Below are 19,390 nucleotides of genomic sequence, written 5' to 3'. Positions count from 1 at the left end.
CCCTTCAACGAGCCGGGTCACGTTGGCGTAGGTTCCGGTCCGGGGGAAGAGAGGCGGGTCGCGGCGAGGTTGAGGCGGTATCCGGCGCGGGCATCGAACTGCGCCACGGCGCTGAACCGGTCGCCGCGGATGAGGGTTGTGCGCCATTCGACGGCGCGGCCGCGTGCGCGACCGAGGCGTTCGATGGAGAAGGCCGCGACGTTCGCAGGGAGTTCGAGCAGTCGTTGTTCGGCGGCGGTGGGGATGACCGCTTGGATACGTTCCTGGCCGTCGGTGAGATGGATGCCGCACCGGCGGGCGAGCTCGTCGTAGAGCGCTGTGTGACTGAAGTCGACGTCGAGCAGCGCACGGGCGTCCGTGGCGAGCAGCCATACCTTGTCATGGGCGAGCGGTTCTCCACCAGCCAGGCGGAGGCGTTCGAGGTACAGCAGCGGCGTCGACTCCTCCATGCCCAGCCGCACCGCGACATGCGCGTCCGCGCGGATGTCGAGGTTGCGCACGATGCTGCGCTGCTCAAGGCCGACCGCTTCGACGGAGGCGAACAGACTGTAGAGGGCCCCCACGGGCTGCTCTATGACCGGCTCGGTCACCGGGCGCGGCTGTCGTCCTCGCGCCGCGGTGATCAGGCCTTCCTGCCGGAGCTCGCGAAGCGCCTCCCGGATGGTGTGCCGGCTGACCCCGTACTGCGTGCGCAGCTCGTTCTCGCCGGGGAAGGAGTCGGTGAACTCCCCTCTCTCCAGGCGCGCCCGCAGGTCGTCGCGGACGTGCCGCCACAGCGGAGTCTTCGGAGTCTTCCTCCGTCCCGCCGCGGAGGGCTCAGGCGCGGCAGCCGAGGGACCGGCATTGGCCATGATCTTTTCCGTTTCTCTGAGGTCCGGACATTTGCAAATCTAATGTTCGTACATTACCTTGCCAGTAGAGATCACGGCAGGGAGCCGTGCCAGTAGAGCTCATCAGTACCGATGGGCACGGGGTCCGCAGGTATGTCGCGCACACGGTACGGGCCGTACTCGTGGACCCGCGATGCCGCGGCGTGATCTTGACCGATGACGACTACGGCCACGCAGTCGCCTCGGACTGACCTGCAGCTGAGCACTCGGATCCCTCGGACCGGAAGGAACACGGTTGTGACCGTCAATGCCCATCACCAGGTCCTCATCGTGGGCGGGGGAACCGCCGGCATCAGTGTCGCTGCCCGGCTGCTGCGCGCCGGCATCCGCGACGTCGGGCTCATCGATTCCGCCACCACTCACTACTACCAGCCGCTGTGGACCCTCGTCGGCGGCGGCCGTGCCCCTGCCGAGGCGAGCGCGCGCCCTCAAAGCTCCGTCATGCCGAAAGGTGTCTCCTGGATACGGGAGCGCGCCGAGGCCATCGACCCCGAGGAGCGGACCGTCAGTACCGAGGGCGGCCGCACCATCGGCTACGACAGGCTCGTGGTCTGCCCCGGCATCCAGCTCGACTGGAACAAGGTGCCCGGGATGACGGAGGCGGTGGCCGCGCCGCATACCTCCAGTAACTACCAGTACGACCTTGCGCCAAAGACCTGGGAACTGATCCGCTCGATGCGCTCGGGCACAGCCGTGTTCACCATGCCCACCGGACCGATCAAGTGCGGCGGGGCGCCGCAGAAGATCGCGTATCTCGCCGCCGACTACTGGCGCGAACAGGGCGTCTTGAAGGACATCCGGGTCGTGCTCGTGCTGCCCACGCCGGGCATGTTCGGGGTGCCGGTGTTCTCCGAGGAACTGGAGCGGGTGGTGGCCCGCTACGGCATCGAGGTACGCACGAACAGCGAACTTGGCGAGGTGGATCCGGACGGCCGCCGCGCCACGGTCGTCGACCACGGCTCCGGCACCGAGGAGTTGATCCGCTTCGACATGATGCACCTTGTGCCGCCCCAGTCGGCCCCCGACTGGCTCAAGGAAACGCCGCTGGCCGACCCGGCGGATCCCGCCGGATACGTTGAGATCGACAAGCACACCATGCGCCACGTCCGCTACCCCGACATCTTCGCCCTCGGCGACGCCGGATCCTCGCCCAACTCCAAGACCGGGGCAGCGATCCGCAAGCAGGCACCCGTCGTCGCGCGGAACGTCGCCGCGAGCCTCGGGGGAGCCGTCTCGCTGCCGGCCTCCTACGACGGATACTCCTCCTGCCCGATCGTCACATCACGGCAGAAGATGCTGCTCGCCGAGTTCGACTACACCATGCAGCCGCGCCGCACCTTCCCCGTCATCGACACGACACACGAGCGCCGGGACATGTGGTACCTCAAGCGCTACGGGCTGCCCTTCCTCTACTGGAACCTCATGCTGCGCGGACGCGCCTGACCACGTATCAGGCATGGGCGCTCGTTTCATCCCGAAACCGCTCCGGGTCTGTCTTCGAGCACATCACTCCATGAGTAATTTCTCCTGGTTTTGGAGGACGCGTGTACTTCATCGAGACCTTGGCCATAGCCGGGCTGGGGAACCGCAGCTATCTCGTCGGCGGGTCCGCCGCCGCGATCGCGGTCGACCCGCCGCGTGATATCGAGCAGGTGCTCGCCGCGGCAGGCCGGCACCAGGTGCGCATCACCCACGTCGCGGAGACGCACCTGCACAACGACTACGTCTCCGGCGGCCTGGAGCTGGCGCGGATCACCGGTGCCCGCTACCTGGTGCCCGCCGACGCGAACGTGGCGTTCGCCCGCGTGCCCGTAGCCGACGGCGACAGGTTCGACCTGGAGGACGGCCTGGTACTGCGGGCCATGGCCACCCCGGGGCACACCCCGCACCACACCTCCTACATCGTGGAGGCCGACGGCTCGCCGGTCGCCGCCTTCACCGGCGGATCGCTGCTGATCGGCAGCGTCGGGCGGCCCGACCTGGTCGAGCCCAGGCTGACCGAGCAACTCGCCCGCGCCCAGCACACCTCCGCGCACCGCCTGGCCCAACTCCCCGACGATGTACGGGTGCTGCCCACCCACGGCTTCGGCAGCTTCTGCTCCTCCACGCAGGCCGAAGGTGACGCCTCCACCATCGGCGCGGAGAAGGCGCGCAACGACGCCCTTGTCAAGGACGCCGACACCTTCGTGGCAGAGCTGCTGGCCGGGCTGGACGACGTCCCCGCCTACTACACGCACATGGGCCCAGCCAACGCCACCGGACCCGCCCCGGCGGACCTGACCGAGCCGACGCGGGCAAGCGCCGCCGAGATCGCCGCACGCCTGGCCGCCGGGGAGTGGGTGGTCGACCTGCGCAGCCGGATCGCCTTCGCCGACGGCCACGTCGCCGGCACCTACAACTTCGAGGCCGACGGGCAGCTGGCCACCTACCTGGCCTGGCTCATCCCCTGGGGCAGGCCGGTCACCCTGCTCGGCGAGAGTCCGGAGCAGATCGCAAAGGCCCAGCGCGAACTGGTCCGGGTAGGCATCGACCGCCCCACAGCGGCCGCCACCGGCACGCCCGACGAGTGGGCCCTCGACCCCGCGACCGTGCGTTCCTTTCCCCGCGCCGCCTTCGCCGACCTGGCCAAGTCCCGCGCCCGCGGCGAGGACCTGCTGATTCTGGACGTGCGGCGTACCTCCGAACGCGCCGGAGGCTGGATCAGCGGATCCGTCCACATCCCGCTGCACGAGCTGCCAGGCCGCATGCGCGAGATCCCCGACACAACCGTGTGGGTGCACTGCGCCGCAGGCACGCGGGCCGCCATCGCCGCCTCCCTCCTGGACGCGGCAGGCCGCAACGTCGTCGCCGTCGACGACAGCTTCAGCAAAGCCTCCACCCACGGCCTCGTCGTGACCAGCTGAGTCAACGCGGCATCACTTCTGGTCGATTTGGAGGAAGACCATGGCTGCCACCCCACGGCCCGGGCGAATATCCCCGGCCGAGGCCCACACCCGCACCCAGGCAGGCGAGGCGGTCCTGCTCGACGTGCGCGAGGAGACCGCACTACTGCCCGAAGCGGTCAAGGGTCGCCCGGTGCTGGCCATCTGCCGCTCCGGCAACCGCTCCCAGAAAGCCGCCGAACTCCTCATCGCACGCGGCATCGAAGCCCTCAACGTTGACGGCGGCATGCAGGCATGGGCCCAGGCCGGACTGCCGGTCCGCAACCCACAAGGCGAGAACGGAAAGGTCGCATGACCTCCCTCATCCTCGCCCTCGTCGCCGGCGGAGCCGTCGGCCTGGCCTTGGGCACACTGGGCGGGGGCGGCAGCATGCTCACCGTCCCCGCCCTGATCTACCTGCTCGGCTTCAGCCCCGCCCGGGCCACCACCGCCAGCCTGCTCATCGTCGCCGTCACCTCCCTGACCGGGCTGCTCACCCACGCGGACGCCGGGAGGGTGCGGTGGCGGTCCGGAGCTCTGTTCGCCGCCGCCGGGCTGCCGGCCGCGGCCGCCGCCGGGGCCCTGTCCTCGGCCCTACCGAGCCGGATCCTCACCACGGCCTTCGCCGTCCTCGCGGGCCTGGCTGCCTGGCGCATGATGACCCCCCGGCACGCCACCGCACCCGTACAGGCGGCCAGCCCGGTCCGGTCGGCCGCCGCAGGCGCGGGGCTCGGCGCGGTGACCGGTCTGCTCGGCGTCGGCGGCGGCTTCCTGGCCGTCCCGGCCCTGATCTCCGTCCTCGCCTTCCCCATGGCCGAGGCGATCGGCACGAGCCTGCTGGTGATCAGCGCCAACGCCGTGGCCGCCGTTATCCCCCGACTCGGCCATGCCGGAATGATTCCCTGGGCCGTGGTCGGCCCCTTCACCGCGGCCGCCATCCTCGGCGCCTGGGACGGCAAACGCTGGGCGGACAGGCTCCCCGAACCCGTCCTGCAAAGAACCTTCGCCATCGCCCTGCTGGCCGTCGCAGCCCTCATGCTCGCCGGCGCACTGACCTGAACCCTCTCCCAACCAGCACAGGACACGTCACACCCATGGCAACTCCCCCGGGCCCCCGCGGCCGTCGGCGGCCATGCCGCCGGAGCCTACGCGTACAAGGACATCCCCACAGACGAGATATCGCGGTCCCGCGGCATCCCCTGCGGCAATGCCTGCAGCTTCCCCTGCTGGATCCCTTGAGCCTTATCTTGCGCGAGCCGTCCCGATCTCCCGCAGTCTGTCCAGTACTCCAGTCGCAGATTCCCTTCGTCGCTGGTCAGGAGCGTGTCTATGAGTGTGCTTGCCTGACGCACTGTCAGGCTCTGTGAGTTCGTGACTTCGGGTACGGCGGGCCGTTGCGCTTGTCACGCAACCTGGCCCACCTGCCCTCGGGGAAGTTCAACGCCAACGCCGCCTGGCTGATTCTGTGGGCGATCTCCTACAACCTGTTGCGGGCCGCGGGCACCCTGGCCTCGGTCTTCCACGCCAAGGCCACCACCGCCACCTTGCGCACTCACCTCATCCACATCCCTGCCAGAATCGCCCGCTCCGCCCGCCGTCTCACCCTGCACCTGCCAAAGCAATGACCCTGACAGCACGCATGAACACAGCTGTTCACCACCGTTCACGCCCCACCCGACGCGGCCTGACCTCCCCGACCACCCCGCCCACCAGGGCCCGACCGGATCCGAACTCATGGAAGAGCTGGACAGACCAGCAGATACCGCCTGCTGACAGCCGGCCGACGGCTGAAGAACCCGCCCACAAGCCCTCCTCCGCCTCGCCCGCCACCGCATCAGCGTGCTGTTCGCCATGCTCCGCGACGGCACCCTCTACGAACCCCGAACCCCACGCCTCGCTTGACGAAAGACATAGAGGCACCCCCCATCCCTCCGGCTGGGGAAGGCGCCTTGTCCGACCGCCACGGCATCAAGCAGATGGTGCGCCTGGAGTCCCTGGTGATCTCCCTCTTCGGCGGAGTGCTCGGCATCGGCCTGGGCGTCTTCTTCGGCTGGGCCGCCGGCGAACTGATCAGCAACCGCCACTCCACATACGAACTGGTCCTGCCCTGGGGGCGCATGGGCCTCTTCCTCACCCTCGCCGCGACCATCGGCGTCCTGGCCGCCCTCTGGCCCGCCCGCCGAGCGGCCCGGATGAACATGCTCACCGCAATCAAGACCGAATAGCCCGCTGTCTGGGCCTGACGGCTGGCCCACGCACCCTCCCCCGGGGAGGGTGCGTGCCGGCTGGGCACAAGCCGGGGAATGCAGGCATTCCTCGAAGGGAACAACGCGGCCGGTCGCATGCGCCTCGTTTGTGATCGAGCACGGAGAGTCCGGGGGACAGGACGGGGTCATGGCAGGTTCTAGACGCGGTAGCGGGTACATACCGGCTGAGGTGACGAACTTCGTGAGGCGACGGCACGAGGTGGCTGAGGCCCGGCGGTTACTGGCTCGGACGAGGCTGCTGACGTTGACCGGCGCCGGCGGTATTGGCAAGACTCGGCTGGCCCTCAGAGTCGCCGGTGAGGTGCGGCGATCTTTCCCCGGCGGGGTCTGGGTGGTGGATCTGAGCGCGGTTGGTGACGGCGCCCTGCTCGCCCAGACGGTGCTGGCGGCGTTGGGGCGCGATCAGTGCGCAGGGCGGCCACCGCAGTCCGTGCTGGCCGATCACCTCGCGGACCAGCGGCTGCTGCTGGTGCTGGACAACTGCGAGCATCTCCTCGACGACTGTGCGGCGCTGACCCGAATGCTGCTGGCCGTGGCGCCGGGCCTGCGGGTACTCGCGACCAGCCGGCAGGCCCTGAGGGTTGACGGCGAGCGCCTGATGACCGTGCCGCCGCTGAGGTCTCCCGATGCCCGCCAACCGCTGTCCATGGAGATGACGGCGCGCTATGAGGCGGTGCAGCTGTTCGTGGACCGGGCCTCAGCGATGATCGGTGGTTTCGCGCTCAACGAGGACAACCATCGCGTCATCGCCCGTATCTGTCAGCGGCTGGACGGGATCCCGCTGGCGATCGAGCTGGCCGCGGCCCGGATGCGGGTGCTGTGCCCGCAGCAGATCCTCGACCGCCTCGACGACCATTTCGCTCTGCTGAACCGGGGCAGCCGGGCCGCGCCGAAGCGCCAGCAGACCCTTCGCGCGGCGATCGACTGGAGCTACGGGCTGTGTACGGCCGACGAGCAGCAAGGATGGGACCGACTCTCGGTGTTCTGCGGCGGTTTCGACCTTGAAGCGGCGGAAGCCATCTGCGGCGAAGAGAACCACGCCGACGGCCATGTCCTGGAACTGATCACCGGGCTGGTGGACAAGTCGATCCTGACCCGGGAGGAATACCACGACACTGCGCGCTACCGCATGCTGGAGACCATACGCCAGTACGGGCGGGGACGTCTGCGTCAGGAGGGCGAGAAGACCGCGTTGCGCCGCCGCCACCTCGACTACTACCGGCAGCTGGCAGCCCATGCGGAGGCCGACTGGTTCGGTCCTCGCCAGGACGCCTGGTACAGGCGGTTGTGTAGCGAGCACGGCAACATCCGTGCGGCTTTGGACTTCTGCCTGAGCGTCCCCGACGAGGCGCGCGCCGGCCTGCAACTGCTCACCTCGTTGTGGAGCTACGTACTGAGCGCGGGCAACCTGGACGAGGAACGCCATTGGCTCCGCCAGGCCCTCGCGCTGGACCACCGACCGAGCCCGGCCAGGGCCAAGGCCCTGTGGAGCGACGGATGGCTGGCGCTCCTGCGAGGTGAAACCGCCACCGGCAGAGTCCGGCTGGCTCGTTGGCAGCGTGGCCGGCCACATCTACACGCCGGGCAACATTTACGGCGCGACGAAGTGGGCCGTCACCGGCATCGCGGAGAACACCAGGAGGATGGTGACCGCCGATGGCATCGGCGTCACCCTCGTCTCGCCAGGAGCGACGAGGACGAACTTCTTCGACAACGCACCTGGCGGGCTGCCGGATCGCGATTTCCTCTCCGCGGATCAGTTGGGTAAGACGATCGTGTGGGCCATCGAGCAGCCGAGCGGTGTCGATATCAACACGGTGATCGTCAGGCCGATCGGCCAGCCTGTGTAAGCGCAGTTCACGGTCTGCGGTGAGGGCGGGTCTGCCAGCGGTGCGTCGTCCATGCACGGCGGATGAGGCTACGGATGGTGACGATCGTGTCGGTGAGGTCGAAGAAGGCTTCGATGACGCTGCCTCGTCGTTCGTAGCAGCGTGCCAGTCGGTGGAAGGCGTTCTGCCAGGCGTGGGTGCGTTCGACATGCCATCGCCGGGTGGCCTGGACCGGTGCCCTGGTCCCCTTGTGCGCGATCTGACCATGCAGTCCCCGTTCACCGAGCACGGCGCGCGACGTGGCCGAGTCATAACCGGCGTCGAGGTGAACGGTGATCTCGTCGGGCAGTGACCCAAGTTTATTCAGTAGACCGAGAGTTGGAGCCAGGAGCGGCGAGTCGTGGCAGTTGGCACCGGCGAGGACGCGGCCGAGTGGGATGCCGTAGCCGTCGGTCATGCCCGAACGCTTCATTCCCTGCTTGCCCCGGTCGACCGGTGAGCGTCCGGCCGCTTCCCCGCCACCGGGGGCCTTGGTGATGGCTCCGTCCACGGCGATCTGATCGAGGATGAGACCGACGATGCGGTCATAGGCATCGAGCGCGATCTGCTTCAGCTGGGCGAACAATCCCAGGCGTATCCACTCGTCGCGGCGGTTGCGGATCGTGGTGGCTGAGCAGGTGGAGTCCGCGATCGCCTCGTAGGAGCAGCCGAAGCGAAGGACTTGCAGCAACTTGTCGAACACGATCCTGTCGCTGATCCGGCGTCGGTGGCAACCCAATGGGTGGGCCGGATCGAACTCGGACCGCTGCGGCAGCAGGGCAGCGAATTGGTCCCATAGCGGTTCGGTCAGCCATGATGGCAGCGCAGGCACAGGTCTCCCGTGATCGCAGAGCGCTCGCAACTCCATGATCACGGAACCTGCGCCTGTCTCGTCTGGCAGCCAGCACCCGCCCACCGCCTATATGCGTGACTTCTTAGTACGAGCGTGGTGTTGCCGACCGCGGGCGGCATACCAGGCAGACTGGTACACGCCGGGCTGACGTGCGAGGCGCGACCGCTGCAGCCAGGCGAAGAACTCCGCGAGATCCTCCAGGCCCAGGCGCCGGAAGTCGGCGTCGCGTTGCCCGGCCACTCGAAGAAGTCCCGCAGGTCGTGCGCGTACGCCTCCACGGTGTACGACACCCGATCCGAGTCCGGAACTCGCACCCGCTGAACTCGCATAGCTCCCCGCCCTGCGTCGATGACACGACCGCACCGGGTGTCCTCTACGAGCCCTCGACGCTGCCCACTTCAACGACGAAGACGTCGAAGACGGCACGCAGCGAGCTGTTCATAAGCGCTCCTGTTGCGGATCGCCGATCACGTGGTCCGTTCAGCCCCCTGCTCGACAATGACACCGCCGTCCATGGAGAAGACTCGCTCTGCCACCTCTCTCGCGAAAGCCATTTCGTGAGTGTGCGCAGATGGTGAGCTTTCCAGGAGGCACCAGCCCCATACCGTGCACCTTCCCATCACCGCCCTCGGCCCCACTTCCGCAGGCAGTCACGGACAATGCCAATGCGGCAATGGTCGGCGCGGCCAGTCGGACGGGGAACCTGCCCCGGTACTGAGTTTTTCATCGCTGCGCTCCTCCATCGCCGCACGCTTGCTCGGGATCTCGCTCGTATCTGCGCCTCTCTTGATCTTCCTGGAATGGTCAGGCCCCGGACCGGGGTTCGGGGACGCGCCGGGAGATCCGGTAGCCGACGCTGAGCAGCGTGAACCAGACCGCCCAGACATACAGACCGAGGCGGGTGTCGGCGTTGGTGGCCATCAACACGACCACGAAGCCGAGGGCGAGGAAGGCGATCCAGTTGGTGAACGGGGCACCGGGCATCCGGAAGTCGGAGGCGGGCAGGACCCCAGCGCGGACCTTGGCCCGGTAGCGCAGGTGCGCGGCGAGGATCACGGACCAGGTCCACAGGCACGCGCAGGTGCTCACCGAGGTGATGTAGACGAACGCCTTGTCCGGGGAGACGATGTTGACGATGACACCGACGCCCATGAGCAGGGTGGACAGCACGATCGCGGACAGTGGGAGCTGGCGGCCACTGAGTCTCTTCATAGCGCTCGGGGCCTCACCCTTGAGGGACAGCCCGCGCAGCATCCGGCCCGCCGAATAGATGCCGGAGTTGCAGGAGGACAGGGCGGCGGTGAGAACGACGAAGTTCATGATGGCGGCGGCGCCGGGGATGCCGACCTTGGCGAAGACCTCGACGAAGGGGCTGACCCCCGGGGTGTATGTGGTCCAGCTCAAGACCGACAGCAGGATGATCAGCGTGCCGACGTAGAAGAAGGCGATGCGGACCGGGACGGTGTTGATCGCCTTCCGCAGAGTCTGCCTGGGGTTCTCAGCCTCGCCGGCGGTGAGGCCGACGAGCTCGATGCCCGTGTAGGCGAAGACGACGCCCTGGATGGCGAGCAGGGAATGCCAGGCTCCGCTCGGTGCGAAGCCGCCGTCGGCCCACAGGTGGGAGACGGAGGCGGTGTCTCCGACGGAGGAGAAGCCGAAGGTGAGGATGCCGACGCCAATCACGATCAGCGCGATGATGGCCACGACCTTGATAGCGGCGAACCAGAACTCCAGCTCTCCGAAGAGCTTGACCGAGACCAGGTTTGCGACGAAGAGCACGGCCAGTGCCACCGCGGCCGTGGCCCAGACCGGCACTGCGGGCCACCAATACTGGATGTAGTGCCCTGCGGCGGTCACTTCGGCCATGCACGCGGCGACCCACGCGGCCCAGTAGGACCAGCCGGTGACGAAGCCTGCGAAAGGACTGCAGAACTCGCGGGCGTAGTCCGCGAAACTGCCCGAGGTGGGCCGGTAGGTGAGGAGTTCGCCCAGGGCCCGCATGATGAAGAAGATCACGATGCCGGCGGCGGCGTAACACGCGATCAGGCTGGGGCCGATGTCCGCGATGCCCGCGCTCGAGCCGTAGAAGAGGCCGGTGCCGATGGCGCCGCCGATGGCGATCATTTGAACATGGCGGGCACCGAGCCCGCGACTGTAGCCCTCGTCGGGCGCGGGCTCCACGGCGTGACTGCCGCCGTGGTGCTGATCGGTTTGTACCGAGCTCATGACGGTGAACCTTTCGTTCCATGCCTGTTCAGCCCTGTCGCCAGAACAGGGCTGACTCACTTCAGGGGGCTTTCCTGCGAAGAGTTCTTTGAGCGCGCGCTGCGTCGCTCAGAGGTCAGGCGAGTGCGGTGGCCGTCCGCCGTACCGCTTCGGTGATCAGTTCCGGTGAAGTCGCCAGGTTCGCCCCTGCGAAGGCGCCGCCACCGGTAGCGAAGTTCATGCTGGAATTGAGAGCGGTCCTGCCTGGCTCCAGGAAGACGGGCGCCGGGTCATCGCCGAAGCCCAGCGCGCGGTGGTCCGACCTGGGGGCGATGGTGGGACGTAGCCGCGGGCGTCCGTGACGGCGACGGACTTGTCCCGGACCAGGTGAAGTCCATCGGCGGGAAAGGAGCCGGCTGGCGGAGGTGAACGCCTCGGCGGAGTGAGGCCGGACGGAAACCAGCGAGATGCCGCAGCTGCTGTCACCTCAGTGGTAATGCGCTGCGAGATCGTGCTGGTGTCGTCCTCGTCGAGCAGCGGGGCGTTGTCGGCGTGCGCGTGCACATCGATGAATTTGGGCGCGACCACGAGCCCGGACACGTCGTGCACCGGCACGTCGTCGACGGAGATCCTCCCCAGGGGCCTCGACAGCCGCGTTCCGTCCGCGGGGGACCGGCTCGGAGCCGCTCCCGTCAGCGACCGCTCGCCCTCTGATCAGTACATCTTGGGCCTGCATGCTCAGCACCTCCAGGATGGCGTGCGCGGACGGAGACGTGAACAGCCACCGGCAGGGCGCCGACGGCGGGTCACGCGGGTTGTTGGGTAAGTCTGCGGGTCCCTGGAAGGTGCGTCTTGTGCCTCACAACGAAATCGCGTTACGTGATTTGTCGTCTGCGTCGAAGGCGGTGGATCGGGCGGTCGCCTCGCGCAGCCGCATCTGCAGCTGGACCAGCAGCATCTGGTCGGCGTCTTGAAAGTCCAGTCCGGATACCTCCCGGATCCGACGCAGCCGGTAGCGCAGCGTGTTGACGTGGACCTGTAGCCGTGCCGCGGCGTCGTCGGTCACGGACCCCGCGGCCAGGAAAACGGCGAGGGTCTCGGTGAGGACGCCGTCGGGGCCGTCGTGCGCGGCAAGGCGACGCAGCGGACCGGTGGCCGGCGGCAAGCCGAGCGACTGAGCGATGTCACCGAGATGCTGGAGCATCACGGGGAGCGCCATCTCGTCGAGGGTGGCCACGGCGGGCGCCGCGCCCCCGGCCTGGCGTAGTGCGCGGAGTACCGCATCGGCCTGGACTCGCACGGCGGGGACGCGGCCTGGCTCGGTCGCGGGCCCGGCGACGGCGGCGAGATAGCCCGCGCCGGCTCCGGTGGGCGACCGCGCGAGGAAGTCCGCGGCCATCGAGCGGGCCGCCGCCAGGCCCTCGTCCGGGCCCAGCTTGGGCCATGCAGCCAGCACGTACACGGCGTGGACTCCCCGCACAGCCACCGCGGAGGGGTGCACGGCGGTGAGGTAGAGCGTCAGGACGTCCTCAAGCCGGCGCAGGTTGGCAGCGGCGCCGGCGTCCTCGACAAAGGTGGCCTCCGAAGCCGTGTCCGGGGCGGCGCTCCGCGGGCGCAGGCCCACGGCGAGCATGCACAGGGGCCTGTTGTCCAGCCGCAGCTCGCGGGCCGCGCTGACCCCGGCCGGCCCCCCGGCCAGCACGGACGTGGCCAACTCGCGGCGCTGCTCCCGGGCCCAGAGCGAGCTGTCGGAGCGGGTGTTGGCCAGATGCAGGGCAACGACCGGCGCGAAGAGTTCGAGCCAGCGGGTGTGCTCCTTCGGCAGCGGGCCGCTGACCACCGCCCAGACGTATCCGAGGATCTCGGCGTCGGCCCGTATGGCAACAGCCACGCGGGGCAGCATGGCGGGTTCGTACGATTCGACGTACACCGGCGCGGTAGAGGCGCGCAGGCGCTCAAAGACGCCGTGGTCCGCGAGCCTGCGCAGTCGTTCCGGGCTTACCTCGCGGCCCAGGATCGTCTCCACCCGCGACTCGTCGGCCTCGTCCTGGCCCGCTGACCAGGCCAGGACCGCCGAGGCCGCGTCCTCGATGGTGACTGGGGCATGGATCATCGTGCTGATCGTGTTGGCCAGCGCGAACAGGTCGCTGGTGGCACCCGCCGGTTCCCATTGCGCCCGTGCGTGGTCCTGAAGCCGCTGGCGCACCATCGTCGCGACATGCATCCAGGAAGCGTCACGGTTGACCTCGACAATCGGCACCGGGCAGTCGGCGGCCTCGGCCGGGGTGGGCCCTTTCACCGCGAGCCCGCGCGCACCAGCACGCAGGGCGGCGCGCCCGAGGGCGAGTAGATCCCGTCCCGAGCACACTCCCACACACAGCACCAAGCAGCCCGCCGCCATCCCACCCGCGTCGGCCGGGTCATGGATGGCCACCCCGGTGATGGGCCGGTCCGCGCCGTCCGGGTCGACGGCGAGCCGCAGCAGCGGCCGGCCGATGTCGCGGACGAGGCGGTTCAGAGTGAGGGCCTGTTCCATGCACCAAACCCTAGTTGGATTGTTGCAGACGTCCATCCTCAAGCCCGAAGTTTGATGCTCAGCACAAAAGGCCGGATGCCGGACTGCGGCATGCTGCGACCATGGTCGTGAACGTGGACGTACGGGAGCTGGCCGGCGTCGAGGAGATGCTGGCGGCGACAGCCCTGATCTCCGAGGTGTGGCAGACGGAGATACCGCCGGTGCCGTTCTCCTTCATACGGGCTCTGAGTCACTCCGGGGGACAGGTCCTCGGTGGTTTCGTCGACGGCCGGCTCGCAGGGGTGGCGGTGGGCTTCCTCGGCTCCGACGCCGACGGACCTCTGCTGCACTCGCATGTGGTGGGCGTCGGCGAAGCGTGGCGCGGTACGGGAGTGGGCCGGGCGCTCAAACTCAGCCAGCGCAACTGGTGTCTGGGGCGCAGCATCAAGCGGATCGTGTGGACCTTCGACCCGCTGCGGGTCCACAACGCCTGCTTCAACCTGGCCCGGCTCGGCGCCACAGGTGTCGCGTACTACTCAGACTTTTACGGCGAGATGGACGACGCCCTCAATCGCCACATGCCGACCGACCGGGTCCTGGTGCACTGGGACCTGACGGAGGCCGGGCCCGGCCGTGCACCCTGCCCCGCCTCACTTGGCAGTCCGGTGCTGGACATCGGCGAGGCGGGGCAGCCGGTGCGGCGTACCGCGGCCCACCGGCCCGGCGAGGACGTGCGACTGCGTGTCCCGGCCGCACCGCTGGATGACGCGTCCCTGGTCCTGGACTGGCGGCTCGCCCTGCGCGAAGCGATGGAGCCCTTGCTGCTGTCCGGACACCGATGGACGGGAGCCGACGGGGACGGCACCTATGTCCTCACCGCTCCCCCGACCGAAGGAACCCGATGAACATCGAAGCTGTCGAACTGCGGCGGATCGCCATCCCGCTGGTGTCCCCCTTTCGTACCTCCTTCAGCACACAGACGCAGCGGGACGTGCTGCTGGTACGCGTCCTCACCGACCAGTCCGAGGGCTGGGCCGAGTGCGTGGCAGGCGCCGACCCGCTGTACTCCAGCGAGTACACCGACGGCGCGCACCGCGTTGTCGCGGACCATCTGCTGCCCCGGCTGTTCGCCGCCGAGCGCGTCCATGCCGATCTGGTGGCTTCGCTGCTGGAGCCGGTGCGCGGGCACCGCATGGCCAAGGCAGCGGTCGAGACGGCCGTACTCGACGCTCAGCTGAAGGCCGCCGGGGTTGCGCTCAGCCACCACCTGGGAGCGACCGCAACGCACGTCGACTGCGGTGTCTCCGTCAGCATCTACGACGAGATACCCGCGCTGCTGGAGGCGGTGGCGGGCTACCTGGACGCCGGGTACCGCCGCATCAAGCTCAAGATCGCTCCCGGCTGGGACCTCGCGCCGGTCGCCGCGGTACGCGAACACTTCGGCGGAGACATCCTCCTCCAAGTGGACGCCAACTCCGCCTACACCCGTGCCGACGCCCACCACCTCGCCCAGCTCGACGAGTTCGGACTGCTGCTGATCGAGCAGCCGTTTGATGAGGAGGACGTAGCGGGCCACGCTGAGCTCGCCCGGGTCGCCCGGACCCCGATCTGCCTCGATGAGTCGATCGTCTCAGCACAGGCCGCACACGAGGCGATCCGTACCGGCGCCTGCGCGATCATCAACATCAAGCCCGGCAGGGTCGGTGGCTACCTGGAGGCGCGACGCGTGCACGACGTCTGCGCAGCAGCCGGGCTCCCCGTCTGGGCGGGTGGCATGCTGGAGACCGGCGTCGGCCGCGCGGCCAACCTCGCGCTCGGCGGCCTGCCGGGCTTCACTCTTCCCTCGGACATCTCGGCCTCCGCCCGCTACTTCGACCAGGACCTCACCGAGCCGATCACGATGAGCGCCGACGGCCGCATCGAGATCCCTACCGGCCCCGGCATCGGCATCGCGCCGATCCCCGAAGTGCTGGAGCAATTCACCGTCTCCACTCAGGTGGTGAAGCCATGACCCTGCTCGATGAACTCATCGCGCATACCGAGGAGATGGCGCGGGACGTCCTCGAACTGTGCCTGATCGAGTCGCCCTCCGACGACGTCGGCCGGCTCACCGAAGCCGCGGAGCACACCGCCGGGATCGGCAGCCGCCTCCTCGGGCGCGCCCCTCAGTGGATCAGCGAGCAGGACCGGCCCGCGCTGTACTGGGAGCCGGATCCGGGCGGTGTGCTGCTGCTTGGTCACCTCGACACGGTGTGGCCGGTCGGCACCCTGGCCCGCTGGCCGCAACCATGGCGCACCGAGACCACGCTCTCGTGCCCGGGCGTCTTCGACATGAAGGCCGGGGTCGTGCAGGGCCTGTACGCGATGGCGGCGCTCGGCGCCCCGGCGAGCTGCGGCATGCTGCTGACCACCGACGAGGAGATCGGCTCGCCCGTCTCCCGGCCGCTGATCGAGAAGGCCGCCGCCCGTGCCGGGGCGGTGCTGGTGCTGGAGGCGAGCGCGGACGGCGCGCTCAAGACCGGACGCAAGGGCGTCAGCCTGTACGTGGTAAGGGTCTCGGGGCGGGCCGCGCACGCCGGCCTGGAGCCCGAGAAGGGCGTGAACGCGTTGCTGGAGCTGGCCGAACAGGCGCGCACCGTCGCCTCGTTCAGCTCCAGTGGCGTCACCGTCACGCCGACGCTCGCCGCCGCGGGCACCACGACCAATACCGTGCCGGCCGAGGCATGCTTCCATGTGGACGCCCGCGCCACCACCCAGGCCGAACAGGACGCCCTGCACACGCGGATGATCACGCTCACCCCGGTGCTTCCCGGCGCTCAGGTACGGGTGGAGGGCAGCCCCAACCGACCGCCGATGGAAGCAGCCCAAGCCGCCCCCCTGCTGGACCTCGCCCGCGCCACCGCCGCAGACCTCGGTCTCGGCGACCTCCACGCGGTCAGCGTCGGCGGCGCCTCTGACGGCAACTTCACCTCCGGTATCGGCATCCCCACCCTGGACGGCCTGGGCGCGGTCGGCGCCCACGCGCACGCCGAGGGCGAGTACGCGCTCATCGTCGAAATGCCCCGCCGGGCCGCCCTGGTCGCCGGCCTCGCCGCCCGCCTGCTCCGCCCGGCCTGACGGGACGCCGTCACCGCCTGAGGCGTCGCAGCAGCACCCTCGATCCTCTCACCGCTGTGAGCGCCGGCCTCGCGAGAACGCCCGTTCGGGCAGCTGCGCCGGTCGACCTCCGGTACACCGTGCGCACGCCTCCCATCAGGGCGGATGGGAGGCCGAGGCGATCATCGCCTGCGACTTCCTGCACATCGGCCTGATGGATTTTCGCCGGGTCTACGCGCTGGTCTTCCTCGAGCACGGTATGCGTCGCCTCCACGTCGCCGGGGTGACCGCACATCCGACGCACAGTGGACAGCCCAGCAGGCCCCCCGTGCCGCAGCCGGTCGGCGTCGTCGATACTGTTCGCCCCCGCGCACATCGCCGCCACCAACGACAGCACCTTCGCCCCCGGCTCTGCACCGCCGCCGTCACTCGCCTATTCCGCTTCGCCGTGGTTATCGTCCCCGGCCTCCGGGTCACGCAGCGGCCGCAGTCCGCGGCCGGGCCCGCTGGCGGTGATGTTGAACTGGTAGCGGCCCAGAATGAAAGTTGATGTGCCGGTCCTTGAGCGGCGACAGCCTGGTGATGTCCTCGTCCGTAAGTGGCCCTCGGTGCGGAGCTGAGCGACGGCGGCGTCAAGGTAGCGGGTGTTCCAGGAGGTATCCGGGGCAAACGGGTGAACGGACGTCGTTTATGCAGGTAGACCGCTTGCGGTCCTGTCCGTGAGCGATCGGTGTCAGGGGGTCTCGGAGCGGGCTGTGAGACGGGGGCCGAGGCGGCGTCGCAGTTCGAGGTTCTCGCTCTGGGCGGCTTCGAGAGCCTGCCGCAGGGCTTGGACCTCGTCGCAGTGCCGTCGCTTGAGCTCAGCGAGTTGGGCGGTGAGTGTGCGCACGACGCTGCTGGGTGAGTCGTCGAGCGGTTGCGTGGCCGGCCGCGGCGGGTGGCTTCGCTGCTGGTCCCGGAGTTGCTCGACGCTGTGGGTGCCGATAAATCATCCGTGCAGTTCAGGCAGCATGCTGGTACTGGTGGAGGGTTCCGCCGAGTCGGTCTCGTCTGCGGACTTCCAGGTGAGCGAGTCGGGCTTGTTGCGTGATGGGTGTGGTTAGCGGGCAACATTAGCGGCTTGTTGCAGCGCTCTATGCGGGCGGTGTTCGTTGTAGAAGGCCTCGTACTCGCGCAGGGCGTGGAGGAGGTGGCTCTGGTTCCAGATCAGGGTCCGGTCCAGGAGTTCAGTGCGACAGGTCTGTATCCAGCGCTCCATGAGGGAGTTCATCCGCGGAATCCGAATGCCGGTAGTGACGATCTTGAGGCCGCCGTCGATCATCAGGGCGTCGAAGGCGTCGGTGAACTTCGAGTCGCGGTAGCGGATCAGGAACTTCGCCCTGCTGCCCGCGTCCTCAAGGTCCATCAGGAGGTTGCGTCCGAGCTGCACGATCCACTCCCCGGTGGGGTGCGCGGTGGCGCCGAGGATCCGGATGCGCCTGGTGGTGTGCTCGATGACGGCAAAGACGTACAGGCGCGCTCCGGTCAGCGTGCGGACTTCGAAGAGATCGCAGGCGAGAAGGGCCTTGGCCTGGCTGCGGAGGAAGCTGGCCCAAGTCGTGTTCTGCCGTTCGGGTGCGGGTGGGATGCCATGCTCGCGAAGAATCTCCCAGACGGTGGAGGCGGCGACCTTGATACCCAGCGCCGCGAGCTCGCCGTGGATCCGGCGGTATCCCCATGAGGCGTTCTCCCTGGCCAGGCGTAGGACCAGGGCGCGGATCGATCGGATGGTGCGTGGGCGACCGCGTCGCTTGGGCATACAGGCCGCGGCATGGCGTCGCCTGAGCAGTTCCCGATGCCAGCGCAACACCGTGTCGGGGCGGACCAACAGCAGAAGGTGCCGCAGCCTGTTTCGGGGGAGGTGGTGGAGCAGGCCGGCGAAGACAGCGCGATCACTGTCGTTGATGGTCGGCTTGCCAACCTGGCGCTATAGGACCAGTAGTTGGTGCCGAAGCACAAGGATCTCGAGGTCCTTGTCTCTGTCGCTCATCGGCAGAAGGCGCAGGAACGCCAGGGTGTTCGTCGCGGCGAGGTAGGCCAAGCGCAGCAGCACGACACCTCATGATGCCGCCGATGCCCTGTGCACGTGAAGACACCAAAGCGAGCCCAAACAGAGCCAAAGATTACTGATCAAGCCCCCACCTGCATGGATGATTTATCGGCACCCGCACACCATGAGGTGGCCGGTGACCCGTCCGGTCGCATGCTCAGTGAGCTGATCAAGGGCTGCCGCCCGCACATCCGCAGCGCAACAGTCCTCAACGCTCTCACCGACATCCAGCGCCTACGCAATCGCTCCACCCACGACGGCTACGAGATCGCCGAAGAAGACGGCCTGTTCGCGGTGCGCCGCCTGGTCGATGTGCTGGCCTGGTTCACCAGCACTGCCAGTCCCGCCCTGACCGGGGACGACCCGCGGATGCAACCTGAAGTCGCGCGCCGGGTGGAGTTCCTCGCCGGCCTTTACCTGACGCTGGGCTACCGGGTATCCAAGCGCTTCGTTCTCTCCACCGAGACCGTCTACCAGCTGTTCTGCCGCCAATCCGGCGTGCGCCTGGAGTACGTCGAACTCCTGCTGTCCAAGGATGCCGCCGAACTGCGCAACGTGCTGGAGACCAACGGCGGTGAACTGCTCAAGACCCGGCTGCCCAAGCTCACCCGGTTCGTCATCCTCGACGATGCGGTGGACCAGGTCCGCCCACTGCTGGGGCAGGATTACCGGATCGTGGGCTAGGA

General features: G+C 68.5%; 13 protein-coding genes and 7 pseudogenes. 12 read left to right on the top strand and 8 right to left on the bottom strand.

The window, feature by feature from the left end:
* Positions 1 to 17 precede the first annotated feature (17 nt).
* Entirely contained in the window at positions 18 to 851 is an 834-nt protein-coding gene (locus AC4BEG_RS29110; protein ID WP_490702678.1) for a GntR family transcriptional regulator, read from the bottom strand.
* Positions 852 to 1,127: 276 nt separating this feature from the next.
* Here AC4BEG_RS29110 and AC4BEG_RS29105 point away from each other — a divergent pair, with 276 nt between their 5' ends.
* The 8 genes and pseudogenes from AC4BEG_RS29105 to AC4BEG_RS29070 all read left to right on the top strand — a co-directional run.
* Positions 1,128 to 2,333, top strand: coding sequence for an NAD(P)/FAD-dependent oxidoreductase (locus tag AC4BEG_RS29105; RefSeq protein ID WP_490702677.1), 1,206 nt, complete (start codon positions 1,128 to 1,130; stop codon positions 2,331 to 2,333).
* Between the two features lie 101 nt (positions 2,334 to 2,434).
* Positions 2,435 to 3,793: a rhodanese-like domain-containing protein gene (locus AC4BEG_RS29100; protein WP_490702676.1), complete on the top strand. Its 1,359-nt coding sequence runs from the start codon at positions 2,435 to 2,437 to the stop codon at positions 3,791 to 3,793.
* A gap of 40 nt (positions 3,794 to 3,833) precedes the next feature.
* Complete coding sequence (locus tag AC4BEG_RS29095) at positions 3,834 to 4,127, top strand: rhodanese-like domain-containing protein (RefSeq protein ID WP_490702675.1); 294 nt, start codon at positions 3,834 to 3,836, stop codon at positions 4,125 to 4,127.
* Complete coding sequence (locus tag AC4BEG_RS29090) at positions 4,124 to 4,870, top strand: sulfite exporter TauE/SafE family protein (RefSeq protein WP_490702674.1); 747 nt, start codon at positions 4,124 to 4,126, stop codon at positions 4,868 to 4,870. The genes AC4BEG_RS29095 and AC4BEG_RS29090 overlap by 4 nt, the downstream gene beginning before the upstream one ends.
* 353 nt (positions 4,871 to 5,223) lie before the next feature.
* Positions 5,224 to 5,436: pseudogene (locus AC4BEG_RS29085) on the top strand (transposase); the annotation flags it as partial.
* A gap of 330 nt (positions 5,437 to 5,766) precedes the next feature.
* Positions 5,767 to 6,036: pseudogene (locus tag AC4BEG_RS29080) on the top strand (FtsX-like permease family protein); the annotation flags it as partial.
* Between the two features lie 169 nt (positions 6,037 to 6,205).
* Positions 6,206 to 7,186 (top strand): annotated as a pseudogene (locus tag AC4BEG_RS29075) (ATP-binding protein); the annotation flags it as partial.
* Positions 7,187 to 7,625: 439 nt separating this feature from the next.
* Positions 7,626 to 7,928: pseudogene (locus AC4BEG_RS29070) on the top strand (SDR family oxidoreductase); the annotation flags it as partial.
* Positions 7,929 to 7,935: 7 nt separating this feature from the next.
* Here the strand turns inward: AC4BEG_RS29070 and AC4BEG_RS29065 are convergent.
* From AC4BEG_RS29065 to AC4BEG_RS29050, 4 genes and pseudogenes are all read right to left on the bottom strand, one after another.
* Positions 7,936 to 8,778, bottom strand: coding sequence for an IS5 family transposase (locus AC4BEG_RS29065; RefSeq protein WP_490707242.1), 843 nt, complete (start codon positions 8,776 to 8,778; stop codon positions 7,936 to 7,938).
* A gap of 465 nt (positions 8,779 to 9,243) precedes the next feature.
* Positions 9,244 to 9,362: pseudogene (locus tag AC4BEG_RS29060) on the bottom strand (amino acid ABC transporter ATP-binding protein); the annotation flags it as partial.
* 241 nt (positions 9,363 to 9,603) lie between these two features.
* On the bottom strand, positions 9,604 to 11,025 hold the full coding sequence (locus AC4BEG_RS29055; protein ID WP_490702673.1) for an amino acid permease: 1,422 nt from the start codon (positions 11,023 to 11,025) through the stop codon (positions 9,604 to 9,606).
* Between the two features lie 838 nt (positions 11,026 to 11,863).
* A complete protein-coding gene (locus AC4BEG_RS29050; RefSeq protein ID WP_490702672.1) occupies positions 11,864 to 13,540 on the bottom strand; it encodes a PucR family transcriptional regulator in 1,677 nt (558 codons plus the stop codon).
* Between the two features lie 101 nt (positions 13,541 to 13,641).
* On the opposite strand from AC4BEG_RS29050, the gene AC4BEG_RS29045 reads away from it, so the two are divergent.
* From AC4BEG_RS29045 to AC4BEG_RS29035, 3 genes are read left to right on the top strand one after another with little or no spacing between them, the layout of a single operon-like run.
* Positions 13,642 to 14,424, top strand: a complete 783-nt coding sequence (locus tag AC4BEG_RS29045) for a GNAT family N-acetyltransferase (protein ID WP_490702671.1) — start codon at positions 13,642 to 13,644, stop codon at positions 14,422 to 14,424.
* On the top strand, positions 14,421 to 15,530 hold the full coding sequence (gene menC, locus AC4BEG_RS29040) for an o-succinylbenzoate synthase (RefSeq protein WP_490702670.1): 1,110 nt from the start codon (positions 14,421 to 14,423) through the stop codon (positions 15,528 to 15,530). The genes AC4BEG_RS29045 and menC overlap by 4 nt, the downstream gene beginning before the upstream one ends.
* On the top strand, positions 15,527 to 16,636 hold the full coding sequence (locus tag AC4BEG_RS29035; RefSeq protein ID WP_490702669.1) for a M20/M25/M40 family metallo-hydrolase: 1,110 nt from the start codon (positions 15,527 to 15,529) through the stop codon (positions 16,634 to 16,636). Before menC ends, AC4BEG_RS29035 begins: the two co-directional genes overlap by 4 nt.
* 412 nt (positions 16,637 to 17,048) lie before the next feature.
* Here the strand turns inward: AC4BEG_RS29035 and AC4BEG_RS29030 are convergent.
* From AC4BEG_RS29030 to AC4BEG_RS29020, 3 genes and pseudogenes are all read right to left on the bottom strand, one after another.
* Positions 17,049 to 17,267: pseudogene (locus AC4BEG_RS29030) on the bottom strand (Tn3 family transposase); the annotation flags it as partial.
* A gap of 81 nt (positions 17,268 to 17,348) precedes the next feature.
* Positions 17,349 to 17,504: a hypothetical protein gene (locus AC4BEG_RS29025; protein ID WP_490702668.1), complete on the bottom strand. Its 156-nt coding sequence runs from the start codon at positions 17,502 to 17,504 to the stop codon at positions 17,349 to 17,351.
* Between the two features lie 112 nt (positions 17,505 to 17,616).
* Positions 17,617 to 18,560 (bottom strand): annotated as a pseudogene (locus AC4BEG_RS29020) (integrase core domain-containing protein).
* Between the two features lie 240 nt (positions 18,561 to 18,800).
* Here AC4BEG_RS29020 and AC4BEG_RS29015 point away from each other — a divergent pair.
* The gene (locus AC4BEG_RS29015; RefSeq protein ID WP_490702667.1) at positions 18,801 to 19,388 is read left to right on the top strand and encodes a hypothetical protein; all 588 of its coding nucleotides are present in this window, start codon (positions 18,801 to 18,803) and stop codon (positions 19,386 to 19,388) included.
* Positions 19,389 to 19,390: the final 2 nt, after the last annotated feature.

The organism is Streptomyces sp. JLBJ103, from assembly GCF_058215575.1.
Note: the sequence above shows the minus strand (reverse complement) of the source record. Positions and strands in the feature narration are given on the sequence as shown.

Excerpts from the sequence above, each read along its gene's own strand:
- AC4BEG_RS29050 (WP_490702672.1), bottom strand. The coding sequence starts at position 13,540 with ATGGAACAGGCCCTCACTCTGAACCGCCTCGTCCGCGACATCGGCCGG.
- AC4BEG_RS29035 (WP_490702669.1), top strand. The coding sequence starts at position 15,527 with ATGACCCTGCTCGATGAACTCATCGCGCATACCGAGGAGATGGCGCGG.
- AC4BEG_RS29090 (WP_490702674.1), top strand. The coding sequence starts at position 4,124 with ATGACCTCCCTCATCCTCGCCCTCGTCGCCGGCGGAGCCGTCGGCCTG.
- AC4BEG_RS29110 (WP_490702678.1), bottom strand. The coding sequence starts at position 851 with ATGGCCAATGCCGGTCCCTCGGCTGCCGCGCCTGAGCCCTCCGCGGCG.
- menC (WP_490702670.1), top strand. The coding sequence starts at position 14,421 with ATGAACATCGAAGCTGTCGAACTGCGGCGGATCGCCATCCCGCTGGTG.
- AC4BEG_RS29045 (WP_490702671.1), top strand. The coding sequence starts at position 13,642 with ATGGTCGTGAACGTGGACGTACGGGAGCTGGCCGGCGTCGAGGAGATG.
- AC4BEG_RS29015 (WP_490702667.1), top strand. The coding sequence starts at position 18,801 with ATGGATGATTTATCGGCACCCGCACACCATGAGGTGGCCGGTGACCCG.
- AC4BEG_RS29095 (WP_490702675.1), top strand. The coding sequence starts at position 3,834 with ATGGCTGCCACCCCACGGCCCGGGCGAATATCCCCGGCCGAGGCCCAC.
- AC4BEG_RS29055 (WP_490702673.1), bottom strand. The coding sequence starts at position 11,025 with ATGAGCTCGGTACAAACCGATCAGCACCACGGCGGCAGTCACGCCGTG.